The 13,704-nt window shown below is 64.3% G+C and carries 16 protein-coding genes; 10 read left to right on the top strand and 6 right to left on the bottom strand.

The genetic code is table 11. The features are described 5' to 3' along the window. The first annotated feature begins 32 nt into the window (after window positions 1-32). Complete coding sequence (locus tag ABIC75_RS06110; protein WP_354012944.1) at window positions 33-1,130, top strand: 3-deoxy-7-phosphoheptulonate synthase; 1,098 nt, start codon at window positions 33-35, stop codon at window positions 1,128-1,130. Window positions 1,131-1,145: 15 nt separating this feature from the next. Here the strand turns inward: ABIC75_RS06110 and ABIC75_RS06105 are convergent, their stop codons facing one another. Further along, complete coding sequence (locus ABIC75_RS06105) at window positions 1,146-1,571, bottom strand: OsmC family protein (RefSeq protein WP_354012943.1); 426 nt, start codon at window positions 1,569-1,571, stop codon at window positions 1,146-1,148. Window positions 1,572-1,731: 160 nt separating this feature from the next. Between ABIC75_RS06105 and ABIC75_RS06100 the strand changes: the two genes are divergently transcribed. Next, a complete protein-coding gene (locus ABIC75_RS06100) occupies window positions 1,732-2,007 on the top strand; it encodes a GNAT family N-acetyltransferase (protein WP_354012942.1) in 276 nt (91 codons plus the stop codon). Between the two features lie 123 nt (window positions 2,008-2,130). Next, window positions 2,131-2,820 (top strand): DUF1345 domain-containing protein, encoded by a 690-nt coding sequence (locus ABIC75_RS06095; protein ID WP_354012941.1) that lies wholly within the window; start codon window positions 2,131-2,133, stop codon window positions 2,818-2,820. Window positions 2,821-3,009: 189 nt separating this feature from the next. Here ABIC75_RS06095 and ABIC75_RS06090 read toward each other — a convergent pair whose 3' ends face one another. Beyond that, on the bottom strand, window positions 3,010-3,492 hold the full coding sequence (locus ABIC75_RS06090; protein ID WP_354012940.1) for a YajQ family cyclic di-GMP-binding protein: 483 nt from the start codon (window positions 3,490-3,492) through the stop codon (window positions 3,010-3,012). Between the two features lie 109 nt (window positions 3,493-3,601). On the opposite strand from ABIC75_RS06090, the gene ABIC75_RS06085 reads away from it, so the two are divergent. Together ABIC75_RS06085 and ABIC75_RS06080 are read left to right on the top strand one after the other, a co-directional pair. Continuing rightward, complete coding sequence (locus ABIC75_RS06085) at window positions 3,602-4,780, top strand: NAD(P)/FAD-dependent oxidoreductase (RefSeq protein ID WP_354012939.1); 1,179 nt, start codon at window positions 3,602-3,604, stop codon at window positions 4,778-4,780. A gap of 63 nt (window positions 4,781-4,843) precedes the next feature. Continuing rightward, entirely contained in the window at window positions 4,844-5,731 is an 888-nt protein-coding gene (locus ABIC75_RS06080; RefSeq protein ID WP_354012938.1) for an NAD(P)-dependent oxidoreductase, read from the top strand. Window positions 5,732-5,737: 6 nt separating this feature from the next. Here ABIC75_RS06080 and ABIC75_RS06075 read toward each other — a convergent pair whose 3' ends face one another. Next, window positions 5,738-6,205, bottom strand: coding sequence for a YaiI/YqxD family protein (locus ABIC75_RS06075; RefSeq protein WP_354012937.1), 468 nt, complete (start codon window positions 6,203-6,205; stop codon window positions 5,738-5,740). Continuing rightward, the gene (locus ABIC75_RS06070) at window positions 6,202-7,080 is read right to left on the bottom strand and encodes a PhzF family phenazine biosynthesis protein (protein ID WP_354012936.1); all 879 of its coding nucleotides are present in this window, start codon (window positions 7,078-7,080) and stop codon (window positions 6,202-6,204) included. Before ABIC75_RS06070 ends, ABIC75_RS06075 begins: the two co-directional genes overlap by 4 nt. Before the next feature lie 164 nt (window positions 7,081-7,244). Between ABIC75_RS06070 and ABIC75_RS06065 the strand changes: the two genes are divergently transcribed. The 4 genes from ABIC75_RS06065 to ABIC75_RS06050 all read left to right on the top strand — a co-directional run bounded on the left by ABIC75_RS06065 (window position 7,245) and on the right by ABIC75_RS06050 (window position 10,403). After that, window positions 7,245-7,847 carry a rhomboid family intramembrane serine protease gene (locus tag ABIC75_RS06065; protein ID WP_354012935.1) on the top strand — a complete coding sequence of 201 codons (603 nt, stop codon included), beginning with the start codon at window positions 7,245-7,247 and terminating at the stop codon, window positions 7,845-7,847. Between the two features lie 127 nt (window positions 7,848-7,974). Continuing rightward, window positions 7,975-8,742 carry a hypothetical protein gene (locus ABIC75_RS06060; RefSeq protein WP_354012934.1) on the top strand — a complete coding sequence of 256 codons (768 nt, stop codon included), beginning with the start codon at window positions 7,975-7,977 and terminating at the stop codon, window positions 8,740-8,742. Window positions 8,743-8,871: 129 nt separating this feature from the next. Continuing rightward, the gene (locus tag ABIC75_RS06055) at window positions 8,872-9,279 is read left to right on the top strand and encodes a hypothetical protein (protein ID WP_354012933.1); all 408 of its coding nucleotides are present in this window, start codon (window positions 8,872-8,874) and stop codon (window positions 9,277-9,279) included. Between the two features lie 83 nt (window positions 9,280-9,362). After that, entirely contained in the window at window positions 9,363-10,403 is a 1,041-nt protein-coding gene (locus ABIC75_RS06050) for an aminopeptidase (RefSeq protein ID WP_354013077.1), read from the top strand. Between the two features lie 10 nt (window positions 10,404-10,413). Here ABIC75_RS06050 and ABIC75_RS06045 read toward each other — a convergent pair whose 3' ends face one another. Continuing rightward, window positions 10,414-11,229 carry a cytochrome c gene (locus ABIC75_RS06045; protein WP_354012932.1) on the bottom strand — a complete coding sequence of 272 codons (816 nt, stop codon included), beginning with the start codon at window positions 11,227-11,229 and terminating at the stop codon, window positions 10,414-10,416. Window positions 11,230-11,572: 343 nt separating this feature from the next. Between ABIC75_RS06045 and pncB the strand changes: the two genes are divergently transcribed. Further along, window positions 11,573-12,769, top strand: coding sequence for a nicotinate phosphoribosyltransferase (gene pncB / locus ABIC75_RS06040; protein WP_354012931.1), 1,197 nt, complete (start codon window positions 11,573-11,575; stop codon window positions 12,767-12,769). Window positions 12,770-12,823: 54 nt separating this feature from the next. Here the strand turns inward: pncB and ABIC75_RS06035 are convergent, their stop codons facing one another. After that, window positions 12,824-13,624 carry a MetQ/NlpA family ABC transporter substrate-binding protein gene (locus tag ABIC75_RS06035; RefSeq protein ID WP_436407875.1) on the bottom strand — a complete coding sequence of 267 codons (801 nt, stop codon included), beginning with the start codon at window positions 13,622-13,624 and terminating at the stop codon, window positions 12,824-12,826. Window positions 13,625-13,704: the final 80 nt, after the last annotated feature.

The raw sequence follows: 13,704 nt of genomic DNA, 5'->3' as shown, positions 1-13,704 counted from the left end.
TGGTCGCGAGTGGATCCCCCCAGGAGACCATCGTGAACCCTTCCACCGACGATTTACGCATCCGCGCCATCACGCCGCTCAGCGCGCCGGCCGAGGTGATGCGCGACTGCGCCGCCAGCGTGCACGCCGTGCATACCGTGAGCGCTTCACGGCAGGCGCTGCATCGCATTCTTGCCGGCGACGACGACCGCCTGGCCCTGGTGATCGGCCCGTGTTCGATCCATGACACCAAGGCCGCGCTGGAATACGCCAGCCGTCTGGCGGAGCAGCGCAAGCAACACGCGGGCGAGCTGGAGATCGTGATGCGCGTGTACTTCGAAAAGCCGCGTACCACGGTGGGCTGGAAAGGGCTCATCAACGATCCGGATCTCGACGGCAGTTTTCGCATCGACAAAGGCCTGCGCATGGCGCGCGGACTGTTGCGCGACATCAACGAGCTGGGCGTGCCGGCCGGTTGCGAATTCCTCGACATGATCACGCCGCAATACATCGCCGATCTCGTCGCGTGGGGCGCCATAGGCGCGCGCACCACCGAAAGCCAGGTGCATCGCGAGCTGGCGTCGGGGTTGTCGTGCCCGGTGGGCTTCAAGAACGGCACCGACGGCAACGTGAAGATCGCGGTGGACGCGGTGAATGCCGCATCGCAGCCGCACCATTTCATGGCCGTGACCAAGGACGGCCACACTGCCATCGCCGCCACCGCAGGCAACGAGGATTGCCACGTGATCCTGCGCGGAGGCACGACGCCCAACTACGACGCGGCAAGCGTGGACGCGGCGTGCACCGCCATCGCCAGGAATGGGCAGCCGCCGCGCGTGATGATCGATGCCAGCCATGCCAACAGCCACAAGCTGCCGGAAAACCAACCGCGCGTGATCGATGACATCGCCGCACAGCTTTCCGCGGGCGAGCAGCGCATCGTGGGCGTGATGGTGGAAAGCCACCTTGTCGGCGGTCGTCAGGACCTGCTGGAAGGCCAGCCGCTGCGCTACGGCCAGAGCATCACCGATGGCTGCCTCGACTGGGAGGCTTCCGTGCAGGTACTCGACCGCCTCGCCCAGGCCGTGCGCGCGCGCCGCGCCGCGCGACAAGCGGCACAGCGGGCGGTGCGCACGGGTTGCGCCGGATGATGCGCGGCGTTGCGCTCAGCCTTCGAGCTTGGCGTCGAGATTGATCGTCGCCTTGAGCACCTTCGACACGGGGCAGCCTTCCTTGGTTGCCTTGGCAATCTTGTCGAAGGTGGCGGCATCGACGCCATCCACTTTCGCGCGGCAGGTAAGATCGACCGTGGTGATGGAAAAGCCGTCGCCATCCTTGTCCAGCGTCACCACCGCCTTGGTTTCGATGCGCGTGGCGGCGTGGCCTGCCTGTTCCAGGCCCAGCGCGAGCGCCATCGTGTAGCAGCCGGCGTGGGCCGCACCCAGCAATTCCTCGGGGTTGGTGCCCGGTCCGTCCGCGAAGCGCGACTGGAAGCCGTAACGCGCTTCGTGCAGCACGCCCGAGGCCGTGGATATGGTGCCGGACCCTTCCTTGAGACCGCCCGACCAGACGGCGGATGCGTTTCGTTTCATGTTCGGCTCCCTGAGAGCGTGGCAAGGGTGTCAAGGAAGCTTGCCGAAAGAATCATCCACGAAATGCGAACGCCGGAGGCTTCGCCCTTCACGCCTGGTTCGCTGCCACCTGCTTTAATCTCCGCGCCCCGAGTCCCTCTGCTTTGCGAGGACGCGTTTCATGTTCGCCGAGATCAATCACAACCCAAGGACGCATCGTTTCGAGACCAAGGTGGATGGTGTGCCTTGCGTGCTCGACTACACGCTGGAAGACGGCGTCATGACCATCACCCACACCATCGTCCCCTCGGCGGTGGGCGGTCGCGGCATTGCGTCCAATCTCGTGCGCACGGCGCTGGATACAGCGCGCGAGGAGCACTGGAAGGTGGATCCCGCGTGTTCGTATTCGGAAATCTGGATGACCCGCCACCCCGAATACCAGGACCTGCACGTCTGACGCGACGCGGCGGGCCGCCAAGATATTGCGATGAACAGGCTCTAAGATGCGCCATGCCCGCTTCCGGGTCATGGAGAACGCGTTGGTGACGACGAGTAGCCCGAACGCCGCAGGGACGCCCGCATGAGTGCCGCGAACGGTCATGGCCGTCGGCGCTCGCGCGGATTCATTCCTTTTCGAGTACTGCGCGCGCGCCCGCGCCTGATGATTGCGGGAGCGCTCGCGCTGGTGGTGGGCCTGGCGCTCTGGTACCAGTTCCATCTGAGCCCCGCCGAGGCCTTGCTATTCGGGTTCGACCTGGGCGTCGCGGTTTATCTGACGGCGCTCATCATCCTGTTCTGCAGCACGACCTCGCCGGACCTGATGCGCGGACAGGCGCGCAAGCAGGACACCGGGCGCTGGGGCGTGCTGTGGACTTCGTTGATCCTGACCGGCTTCGTGTCGCTGGCGCTCACCACCGAGGTGGCCGGTGCAAAGGGCGGCGATGCGAAGGCGCTGAGCATCGCGGCGGCGAGCATCGTGCTGTCGTGGCTGTTCTTCAACGTGATGTTCGGCATGCATTACGCGCACGGCTATTACGGCGACTTCGGCAAGAAGCACGAAGGCCTGGATTTCCCCGGCACGGACGAGCCTGATTATTGGGACTTCATGTATTTCTCGATCGTCATCGGCATGACTTTCCAGGTCTCCGACGTGCAGATCAGCAGCCGCTATCTGCGGCGCGTGGCCTTGCTGCACAGCGTGATCGCGTTCTTCTTCAACGTGTTCATCATTGCGATCAGCGTGAATGTTGCGGCGGGGCTGGCGGGGTAGGCGCCTGAGCCGCCGTCTTTCCTGCTCGTCATTCCGGCGCAGGCCGGAATCCCGTCGCGATGCGATAGGCTTTTGCCGCAACCTCGCACGTCATTAACCCGAGTGCTGGGTCAAGCGAAAATCGAAAACCGGCGCCGCTGGATTCCGGCCTGCGCCGGAATGACGAGCAGGGAAGGGGCTCGCGAACCGTCAATCGCGGAAATTGTCGAACTGCAGCGGCAATTCCACCTCGGCCTTGCGCAGCACCGCCATCGCCAGCTGCAGGTCGTCGCGCTTCTTGCCGGTCACGCGCAGCTTGTCGCCATTGATCTGCGCCTCGACCTTGAGCTTGGCCTCCTTCAGCGAAGCCACCAGCTTCTTGGCGACCGGCTGTTCGATGCCTTGCTTCACGGTGATCTTCTGGCGCGAGCCGCCGAGATTGGTTTCGGCATCGCCCACTTCCAGCGCGCGGATGTCGATCTTTCGCGTGGTCAGGCGGCCGCGCAGGATGTCCAGCATCTGCTCCAGCTGGAATTCGCTGGGCGCCGTCTGGGTGATCACGAACTCGTCCAACTGGAACTTCGCATCGGAGCCCTTGAAGTCGAAACGGTTGGCCAGCTCGCGGTTGGCCTGGTCCACGGCATTGGTCAGCTCGTGCTTGTCCACTTCGGAAATGACGTCAAAGGAAGGCATGGTGTCGGTCCGGTACAGGTGAAAAACCTGAGTTTAAGCGATATGGCGCATCCTGACGGATAATGCGCGGCCAGACGAACGGGAGCCAAGGCATGGCAGCGGTGCGCGCGTGAAAGTGGATGTACTCGTCATTGGTGCCGGCGCCGCCGGGCTGATGTGCGCCATCGTGGCCGGCCAGCGGGGACGCAGCGTGCTGGTGGTCGACCATGCCAACAAGGTCGGCAAGAAGATCCTCATGTCGGGCGGCGGACGTTGCAATTTCACCAACTTGGGCGTGACGCCGGCGGCCTACCTGTCCGCCAATCCGCACTTCGCCAAGTCGGCGCTGGCGCGCTACACGCCGTGGGATTTCATCGCGATGGTGGAAAAGCACCGCATCGCGTACCACGAGAAGGAACTGGGCCAGCTGTTCTGCGACGAATCTTCCAAGCTGATCGTGCGCATGCTGCTGGACGAATGCGCGCAGGCCGGCGTTCGCATCGAAACCAGTTGCGGCGTGAAGCGCGTGCGCAGGACGGACGAAGGCTTCAACGTGGTCACCGCGCACGGCGAGGTGCATGCGCAGTCGCTGGTCATCGCCACCGGTGGGCTATCCATTCCCACCATGGGTGCCACCGGTTTTGGCTACGAGCTGGCAAAACAATTTGGCCACGCGGTGCTGCCCACGCGCGCCGGCCTGGTGCCGCTCACGCTGAGCGGCAAGCATCAGGAGCGCTATCAGGATCTCTCCGGCGTGGCCCTGCCGATGGTGGAAGCGCGCGTGGGCAAGCGTTCGTTCCGCGCCGGCATGCTGTTCACGCATCGCGGCGTGAGCGGACCTTCGATCCTGCAGATTTCCTCGTACTGGCAACCGGGCGATGACCTGCGCATCGATCTGCATCCCGACGAGGATCTCGCCGCGTGGCTGCAGGGGCAGCGTGTCGCGCGTCCCGCGGCGGAACTGAAGAACGTGCTGGGCGACAAGCTGCCGCGACGCCTCGCGCAGCGGTTGTGCGAGCTGTGGTTCGAAAGCCGGCCCATGCGCCAATACCGCGAAGCCGAACTCAAGAGCATCGGCGAACAACTGCATGACTGGCCCATCGTGGCCAGTGGCACGGAAGGTTATCGAACGGCGGAAGTCACCTTGGGCGGCGTGGATACCGATGGCATCTCATCGTCCACGATGCAATCGAAGCTTGTTCCAGGCCTGTATTTCATCGGCGAAGTGGTCGACGTTACCGGCTGGCTGGGTGGCTACAACTTCCAGTGGGCGTGGGCGTCGGGCCATGCCGCAGGCGAAGTGGCCTGATTTCGCACCGGGTGAACGTATCGCGTGGTCCACTGGAACGGTTTTCTTGTTGGGAGTAGTCGCATGAAAGTGGGTTTTATCGGCCTCGGCGCCATGGGCAGTGCCATGGCGAGCAATCTGATCAAGGCCGGGCATGAGGTCACCGTGTGGAATCGTTCGCCTGCCCCCGCGGAGCCGCTGGCATCGCTGGGCGCGAAGGTGGTGAAGACCGCCGATCGCGCGGCGCAGGGCGACGTGCTCTTCAGCATGCTCGCCAACGACCAGGCCGTGCGCAGCGTGTTCATCGACGGCGGTCTGCTCGATGGCATGGACAAGGGCACGGTGCACGTGAATCACGCCACCATCTCAGTGGCGCTGGCGCGCGAGATGGCTGAGGAACATGCACGCCGCGGTCTCGACTACGTGGCAGCGCCGGTGTTCGGTCGTCCCGACGTGGCCGCCGCGGGCAAGCTCAATATTCTGGTGGCCGGCAAGCCGAACGTGATCGATCGTGTGCGTCCGCTGCTCGAGGCGATGGCTGGACGCATCTGGCCACTGGGCGAAGAGGCCGAGCGTGCGAACGTGGTGAAGATCGCCGGCAACTTCATGATCGGCGCTGCCATCGAAAGCATGGCCGAGGCATCGGCGTTGACGCGCGCGCATGGCGTGAGTGCCGCCGATTTCCTCGACGTGATGACCAACTCGCTGTTCGCCACGCCCGCCTATCAAGGCTATGCCAAGCTCATCGCCGAATCGCGCTATACGCCGGCCGGTTTTGCCTTGCCGCTGGGCTACAAGGACATTGGCCTCGCGCTGGCAGCGGCAGATGCCACGCGCGTGCCACTGCCGCTGGCTGGGCTGCTGCGCGACAGCCTGCTCGAAGCGCTGGCGGGCGGCGATGAGAACGTCGACTGGTCGATCATGGCGCAGGTCGCTGCGCGTCGCGCGCATCTGGACGAGCGCGACCTCTGAGCGCGCTCAGCGCGCCTGGCGAAACTTCACCAGCCAGCGATCCAGCTGGTTGGCGAAGGCCTGCTTGTCGCGTGCATGGAATGCCGCCGGGCCGCCGGTGTCGACGCCGGAGCCGCGTAATTCATCCATGAAATTGCGCATCGACAGCCGCTGCGCGATGGTGTCGGGCGTGTAGAGCTCGCCGCGCGGATGCACGGCGAGCGCGCCTTTTTCGATCACCAGGGCCGCCAGCGGAATATCCTGCGTCACCACCAGGTCGCCTGCGCTCACGCGCTCCACGATCTCCGCATCGGCGACATCAAAACCACCCGGCACCTGGATGGCGCGCACGAAACGCGACGGCGGCGTGCGCAGCCATTGGTTGGCCACCAGCGTGACCTGCACCTGCTCGCGTTCGGCCGCGCGAAACAGCACTTCCTTGATGGCCGCAGGGCAGGCGTCGGCATCGACCCAGATCTGCGGCCGCACGCTCAACGACCGCTCCAGTGCAGGGTGCCGTCGATGATGGTGTTGGTGTGACCGCCAATCCACACGCTATCGCCGTCGATGCGCACGGTGAGGCTGGCGTCGTGGCCAATTTCGCGGCCCTGGCTCACCACGTAGCCGCGCGCGAGCGGGCCATGGGGTTCGGCGTGGGCGATATACGCTGCGATCAGGCCATTCGCGGCGCCGGAGGCGGGATCTTCCACCAGGCCCACGCCGGCCGGCAGCGCGCGCACGACGAGTTGATAGTCGGGATGCGAACTGCGCGCGAACACGCACAAGCCCATGCTGTCGGTGGCCTTGGCCAGCGCGCCGATGGCGGCGTGGTCGGGCTTCCACTGGCGCAGCGAGGCCTCGTCGGCGCATTCGGCCAGCCACCAATGCCTGCCGCCCGATACATACGCTGGCGGCAGCGTGCCGAGCCCTATGCCCGCGAGTGCGGCATCGAGCAGGGGATGTGCATCGCGGCCGGTTTTCTCGACGGTGGATGGCGGTGATTTCAACAGCAACTGTCGTGCGCCGTCGCTGCCTTCGACGCGGATGGGCAACACGCCCGCGCCGCATTCCTGCCAAAGCACGCCATTCACAGGCTCCGCGAGCCCGCAAAGCAGCACGGCGTGCGCGCTGCCGATGCTTGGGTGACCGGCAAAAGGGATTTCCTTGTGCGGCGTGAAGATGCGCACGCGATAGCTGGCGCCGGGTTGAGTGGGCGGCAGCAGGAAGGTGGTTTCGACGAGATTGGTCCAGCGTGCAAAAGCTTGCATGCGGGCATCGGTCCAGCCGGCGGCGTCGGTGACGACGCCCAGATGGTTGCCGCCGCCGGGCGCGGCGGCAAAGACGTCCAGATGCAGGTAACGGATCGACATGGGGAGTGCCTGGGGGCGTGGGGAAACGCGTGAAGTCGCGGATGATAGTCCGGAACGTCGCCTGGTGCTTGGACTTTTCAGCGTTTTCGGAGTCGACAAGCGCCTGCCGCGCCGCCAAGATGGCGATTCTTTGTCACCGCCGCCTGCCTGGTACGGAAGTTCGCATGATCACGCTGATCATCATCGCCATCACCTGTGTCGTCTCCTTCATGGCGTTCAACAACGCCCGCCTGATGAACGATCTGATCCTGTGGCCGCCTGCCATCACCCGCAGCCGCGAATATCACCGGCTGGTGACCTACGGCGTGGTGCACGCCGATTTCGGCCACCTGTTGTTCAACATGATCACGCTGTTCTTCTTCGGCCGGACCATGGAAGGATTTTTCACGGCGTCGCTGGGCACGCTGGGCTTTGCGCTGTTTTACATCCTGGCGCTGGTGGTCTCGATCCTGCCCACGTATCTGAGCAACAAGAACAACCCGAACTACCGCAGCCTGGGCGCATCGGGCGCGGTGTCGGCGGTGCTGTTTTCGTTCGTGCTGCTGGCGCCGTGGTCGCGCATCATCGTGTTCGTGATACCCGTGCCGGCCATCATCTACGCTGTGCTTTACGTGGCCTATTCGATCTATATGGACCGTCGCGGGCAGGGCAACGTCAACCACAGCGCGCACCTGTGGGGTGCAGCGTTCGGCGTGGCATTCACCGTGGTGGTTCGGCCGGAAGTGATCTCCCACTTCCTCGCGGCGCTCTCGCAGCCGAGGTTCTGAGTGCATCGTCGATGATGAAAAACTGCGGTTTTGCTCACCCCTGATACATCTTGATGGTGTTACTTGTCGGTGCAGCCTGGCGTGATGGGCCGTCGGGCTTTCTCGACAACCGCAGGAGTGAAGACGCATGGCAACGAAGCGCAAGCCGGCCGCGAAGAAATCCTCGGCCAAGAAAGCAGCCACCCGCAAATCCACTGCCAAGAAATCCACTGCCAAGAAAACCACCGCACGCAAGCGCGCTACCGTCAAACGTGCCGTCCGCAAGACCGCTGCCCGCAAGGTAGCCACGCGCAAGACCGCCGCCAAGAAGGCGACCCGCAAGACGGCGCGCAAGACCGCGACCCGGAAGTCGCCGGCACGCAAGACCGCCGCCAAGAAGGCAACCCGCAAGACCGCGACGCGCAAGGCCGCCGTTCGCAAGACGGCACGCAAGACCGCCACGAAGAAGGCCGCTCCCCGCAAGACGGCGGCGAAAAAGACCGCGGCCAGGAAGACCACCCGCAAGCGCGCCACGGCTAAGAAGGCGACCAAGAAAGCGGCCACACGGAAGGCGGCCTCCAAGAGCGCCACACCTCGCAAAGCCGCCACGGCAACCCGCAAGACAGCAACCAAGAAAGCGCCCGCCGCACGGCGCAGCCATACGGCCAAGGCCGCCACTCGGCCACGGCGTCCTGCACGCAAGCGCCTGACGCCGCAGGAAGCGGCCGAGCACATCCAGGCCTTGCTCGAAGCCAAGCAGGAACGGGTGCGGCAGGGGCCCACCTGGCCGGGCGCCGATGAACATCCCAGTGGCACCAACGGCAACCTGGGCATGGGCGCCAGCAATGGCGGCGTTTCGAGCGAGGCGGTGTACGGTCACATCCGCCAGCCGCCCGAACGCAGCGGCGAAAACTGAACCGACGACGCCTTGTCGGTCCGGCATGGCTGGTAGGTAAATATCTGCCAGCCATGTCGAAAGCGTTCAGTGCGCACTTACCAGCACAGGTTCAAAGTGAGGCTGTCTTCCCCCTGAAGGCCTTACGTCATGAAACGCGTGCTTGCCGGTCTTGCCTTGGCGGTCGCCACCGCGGCGCTATCCGGCTGTTACTACGATCCGGGCTACAGCTACGTACGTCCGGTTGCCACTGGCGGCGGCGATGCCTACTACGGCACGGGCGTCACCTATAGCGGCGGCTATTACCCTGGTTACTACTACCCAAGCTACGGCTACTACGGTTACGGCTGCTGCTATGGGCCGGCCGTGAGCATCGGCATCGGTGGTTATTACGGCGGTTACCGCGGCGGCTACTACCGTGGTGGTGGCTACTATCGCGGCGGCGGTTACTACCACGGCGGTGGCGGTTATTACCGCGGCGGCCATGGCAGCTGGAGCGGCGGCCATGGCAATGGCGGCGGTGGCCACGGCGGCTGGAACGGCGGTCACGGCCACTGAAATAGCGGCACAATCGCGGCATGACGTTGCCATGCCGCGTGCCGGAAATTCTTAAATTCTTCAGGCCCGTCGTCACTTTGGCGATGGGCCTGGTGCTTTGCGCCTGCAGCACCGTCGACTACTACGCGCACGTAGCCAAGGGCCAGGGCGAGCTGGTGATGAGCCGCCGCGAGGTGAGCGAGGTGCTGCGCGATCCGTCGACCGACGCCGCAACCCGGCAGCGCCTTCAGCTGGCGCAGGAGGCGCGCCAATTCGCCTCCCAGCGCCTGGACCTGCCGGATAACCGCAGCTACACCAGCTATGTGAAGCTCGACCGCTCCTACGTGGTGTGGAACGTGTTCGCGACGCCGCGCTTTTCGATTTCGCCGATCCAACACTGTTTTCCGTTTGCCGGCTGCGTGGCCTATCGCGGGTATTTCTCCAAGGACAAAGCCAAGGCCGAAGCGTCGCGGCTGGAGGCCGAGGGCGATGACGTCTACGTGGGCGGCGTGCCGGCGTATTCCACGCTGGGATGGTTCTCCGACTCCATCCTCAGCAGCATGATGCGGTGGGATGACGACGAACTGGCCGGCACCATCTTCCACGAGCTCGCGCACCAGCTGATCTACGTGAAGGACGACAGTTCGTTCAACGAATCCTTCGCCAGCTTCGTGCAGGAGGAAGGCCTGCGCCAATGGCGCCAGTCACGCGGGTTGCCGCCGCAGGACGAGCGCGAGAAGACCATGGACGACGGCTTCACCTGGCTGGTGATGGATCTGCGCGACCGCTTGAAGAAACTCTATGCCAGCGGCGTGGACGAGAAGGCCATGGCGGCCGGCAAGCAGCAGACCATCGACGACTTCCGCGTGCGCTATGTGCAATGGCGCGACCTCGATTGGCCGAACGACCATCGCTACGACGCCTGGGTCAACGGCCCGATCAACAACGCGCGTTTGCTGCCGTTCGGCATCTATGATCGGTGGACGCCGGTGTTCCTCGCGCTGTACCGCCATGCGGAAGGGCAGTGGCCGGCGTTCTACGCCAGCGTGCGCGAGTTTGCGCGGCTACCGTACGCGCAGCGACAGCGCTCCTTGCAGCAGTGGCTGGATTCGACCGCGCAGCCTTCCATCGCACCGTCGCCGTGATCCTGTTTCCTCAGGGCTTCGCCTTGCGCCCGGCCATGTGGCGCAGATAAGCGAGCAGGTCGTCCATATCCTGATCGGTCAGCGCCTTGCGATCGAAACCGGGCATGCGAGCCTGCGGCCAGCGGCGCAATGACTGAGGGTCGCGAATATAGGCGCGGAACAGATCCTCGCGCAGGTATTCGGTGGGGCTATGCGGAATGTTGAGATCCGGCCCCAGCTTGGCGTCGCCCTGGCCGTTGAGCGTGTGACAGGCGAAGCAGGTGCGCTCGAACACCGCCAGGCCGCGCACCACGGGATCGCCGGCCTTCAGGGCGGGATCGGGCTGGATGGCAGGGAAGCGTTCGGCCACGGGCGGCTGGCGACGGATCGAAGCCAACTGGAACGGCCACTGCTCGGGGCCGATCTTCATGGCCGCGGGATTCGTCCACACCACGTAGAACGGGCCGGCATCACCCTTGATCTCGGCCAGCATCGGCCAGGGATGAGTCGGGTCCTCGATGGCCAGCCATGCTTCCGAGCCGTGGGCGCGAACGATCAGCGCGGCGGGAATCTGAGCGGCAAAGCCGTCGGAGGCGACGAACTGCAAGGTGTCGTCCGGCGATACGCCTTCCAGCAGGGCTTTCAACGGCACGGCGCGGTAGCGCATGGCACGCTTGAAGGCGACATCGTCGGGAATCGTCACGTCGCGCGCGTCGCTTCGGGCCAGCAGTTGTGCGGTGGTGTACGTCTTCGCGCCGTGGCCCAGGTCCACCGTGAGATCGCCGGCATGCAGGGGCAGGGCGATGGCCAGGGCAAGCAGGCACAGGCGGCGTAGCAGGCTGACCATCGGTGAGGCTCCAATCCGGGAAGCCGACGATTGTAAACATCTCGTTGCAGCGGGTGCGCCAGCTTGCCAAAAGCTGAACGAAATCGATGAGGCGCTTGAACTAGATCCGCTCAGGCCGCACTAACGGAGTGTATCGCCGTGACGGCGACAAGAAGTGGTACAGCACCATCGTGCCACTGAGGGGTCGGTCCTTTTCCCCTCTTTGTTATGGACCGGCCTGACAGACCTCGGTAGCCCCTCCCCTGGCTACCGGGGTTTTTTTATGTGTGTCGTTTGTACCGACTCGCCGCCACAACACGGGGCGAGGATAATCGAGCCATCCCCCGCGCCGCATGAGCGACTGATGATCGTCACCTCCCTGCTCGACACCGATCTCTACAAGTTCTCCATGATGCAGGTTGTGCTGCATCACTATCCGGCGGCGCAGGTCGAATACAAATTCAAGTGTCGCAACCCGGGCATCGACCTGGTTCCGTACATCGCCGAGATCCGCCGCGAGTTGGAAGGTTTGTGCTCATTGCGTTTCACGCCCGAGGAGCTGGATTACCTGCGTACCTGGCGTTTCATCAAGAGCGACTTCATCGATTTCCTCGGGCTGTTCCAGCTCAACGCCAAGTACGTGGAGATAGTGCCGGCGCAGGACGGGCCCGGCGAAATCGAGATCCACATCCGCGGCCCATGGCTGCACACCATCCTGTTCGAGGTGCCGCTGCTGGCGATCATCAACGAGGTGTATTTCCGCAACACGCAACCCGGACTTTCGCTGGACGAGGGGCGCCGCCGCCTGCGCGAGAAGATCGCCTTGCTGCGCGACACGGAAGGTTTCCAGGATTGCCGCATCGCCGACTACGGCACGCGTCGCCGTTTCTCGCGCGCGTGGCATGCGGAAGTGGTCACCACCTTGCGCGATGGGCTGGGTCGCCAGCTCGCCGGCACCAGCAATGTGTGGCTGGCGTGGAAACTCGGCCTGACGCCGCTGGGCACGCTGGCGCACGAATACCTGCAGGCGCATCAGGCGCTGGGCCCCCGCCTGCGCGACTCGCAGGTGGCCGCCTTGGAGACATGGGCGAGGGAATACCGCGGCGATCTCGGCATCGCGCTGTCCGACGTCTACGGACTGAGCGCCTTCCTGCGCGACTTCGACATGTATTTCTGCAAGCTGTTCGACGGCACGCGCCATGATTCGGGCGATCCGTTCGCCTGGGGCGAGCGCGTGCTGGCGCATTACCGCGCCAATCGCGTCGATCCGCGCAGCAAGGTGCTGGTGTTCAGCGATGGCCTGGACATCCCGAAGGTGATGCAGCTGTACGAACACTTCCACGGCCGCTGCCAGCTGGCCTTCGGCGTGGGCACCAACCTCACCAACGACGTGGGACCCGAGCCGCTGCAGATCGTCATCAAGATGATCCGCTGCAACGGCCAGCCGGTGGCGAAGCTCAGCGATACGCCGGGCAAGAACATGTGCGAGGACAGTGCCTACGTGGCGTACCTGCGGCAGGTGTTCGAGATTCCGGCCGAGCCGGAAGCGGTCACCTGCTGAAAAAAAGGGAGCGCATGCGATGCGCTCCCTCGGCGATGTGCATGGCTGACGCGCTTAGAACGCAGGCAGCACGGCGCCCTGGTACTTCTGTTCGATGAACGCCTTGATCTCCGGGCTGGTCAGCGCCTTGGCCAGCGCCTGCACGCGCGGGTCATCCTTGTTGTCCGGGCGGGCGACCAGGTAGTTCACGTACGGCGAATCCTTGTCTTCGATCAGCAACGCGTCCTTGGTCGGGTTGAGGCCCGCGGCGAGCGCGTAGTTGGTGTTGATGAGGGCCAGATCCACCTCGTCCAGCGTGCGCGGCAGCATGGCGGCTTCCAGCTCGCGCAGCTTGAGGTGCTTCGGGTTGGCCGTGATGTCCTTCTGCGTGGACAGCTCGTTGCTCGGATCCTTCAGCGTGATCAGGCCGTGCTTGGCGAGCAGCAGCAGCGCGCGGCTGTTGTTGCTGGGATCGTTGGGCAGGGTGACCGTGGCGCCGTCGGGCAGTTGGTCGATGGACTTGATCTTGCGCGAGTAGGCGCCGAACGGTTCGATGTGCACGCCGGTGACGATGGCGAGGTTGGTGCCGCGCTCGCGGTTGAACGCATCGAGATAAGGCTTGGTCTGGAAATAGTTGGCATCGACCGACTTTTCCAGCACCTGCACGTTGGGCTGCACGTAGTCGGCGAATACCTTGATTTCCAGCTCGATGCCTTGCTTCGCCAGGATCGGCTTGACCTGCTTGAGTATCTCCGCGTGCGGCACGGCCGTGGCGGCCACCACCAGCTTCTGGCTGTTGGCGTCGCCGCCGCCATTGGATGACGAACAACCCGCCAGCAGGAGCAGGGCGGAAAGAATGGCAATGAGCTTATTCATCTTCGTCATATGGCGGAAACGCTTGATGCGGCGCAACAGAATAGCCGTCCATACCGCCGAATGCAAAAATGTGCGGGCGC

This window comes from Dyella japonica (genome assembly GCF_040545895.1).
Classification (GTDB): Bacteria; Pseudomonadota; Gammaproteobacteria; order Xanthomonadales; family Rhodanobacteraceae; genus Dyella; species Dyella japonica_D.
Note: the sequence above shows the minus strand (reverse complement) of the source record. Positions and strands in the feature narration are given on the sequence as shown.

Bases quoted from the DNA above. Each gene is read 5' to 3' on its own strand.
- ABIC75_RS06105 (WP_354012943.1), bottom strand. From the start codon at position 1,571: ATGAAACGAAACGCATCCGCCGTCTGGTCGGGCGGTCTCAAGGAAGGG.
- ABIC75_RS06100 (WP_354012942.1), top strand. From the start codon at position 1,732: ATGTTCGCCGAGATCAATCACAACCCAAGGACGCATCGTTTCGAGACC.
- ABIC75_RS06095 (WP_354012941.1), top strand. From the start codon at position 2,131: ATGAGTGCCGCGAACGGTCATGGCCGTCGGCGCTCGCGCGGATTCATT.
- ABIC75_RS06090 (WP_354012940.1), bottom strand. From the start codon at position 3,492: ATGCCTTCCTTTGACGTCATTTCCGAAGTGGACAAGCACGAGCTGACC.
- ABIC75_RS06080 (WP_354012938.1), top strand. From the start codon at position 4,844: ATGAAAGTGGGTTTTATCGGCCTCGGCGCCATGGGCAGTGCCATGGCG.
- ABIC75_RS06070 (WP_354012936.1), bottom strand. From the start codon at position 7,080: ATGTCGATCCGTTACCTGCATCTGGACGTCTTTGCCGCCGCGCCCGGC.
- ABIC75_RS06065 (WP_354012935.1), top strand. From the start codon at position 7,245: ATGATCACGCTGATCATCATCGCCATCACCTGTGTCGTCTCCTTCATG.
- ABIC75_RS06060 (WP_354012934.1), top strand. From the start codon at position 7,975: ATGGCAACGAAGCGCAAGCCGGCCGCGAAGAAATCCTCGGCCAAGAAA.
- ABIC75_RS06055 (WP_354012933.1), top strand. From the start codon at position 8,872: ATGAAACGCGTGCTTGCCGGTCTTGCCTTGGCGGTCGCCACCGCGGCG.
- ABIC75_RS06050 (WP_354013077.1), top strand. From the start codon at position 9,363: ATGGGCCTGGTGCTTTGCGCCTGCAGCACCGTCGACTACTACGCGCAC.
- ABIC75_RS06045 (WP_354012932.1), bottom strand. From the start codon at position 11,229: ATGGTCAGCCTGCTACGCCGCCTGTGCCTGCTTGCCCTGGCCATCGCC.
- pncB (WP_354012931.1), top strand. From the start codon at position 11,573: ATGATCGTCACCTCCCTGCTCGACACCGATCTCTACAAGTTCTCCATG.
- ABIC75_RS06035 (WP_436407875.1), bottom strand. From the start codon at position 13,624: ATGAATAAGCTCATTGCCATTCTTTCCGCCCTGCTCCTGCTGGCGGGT.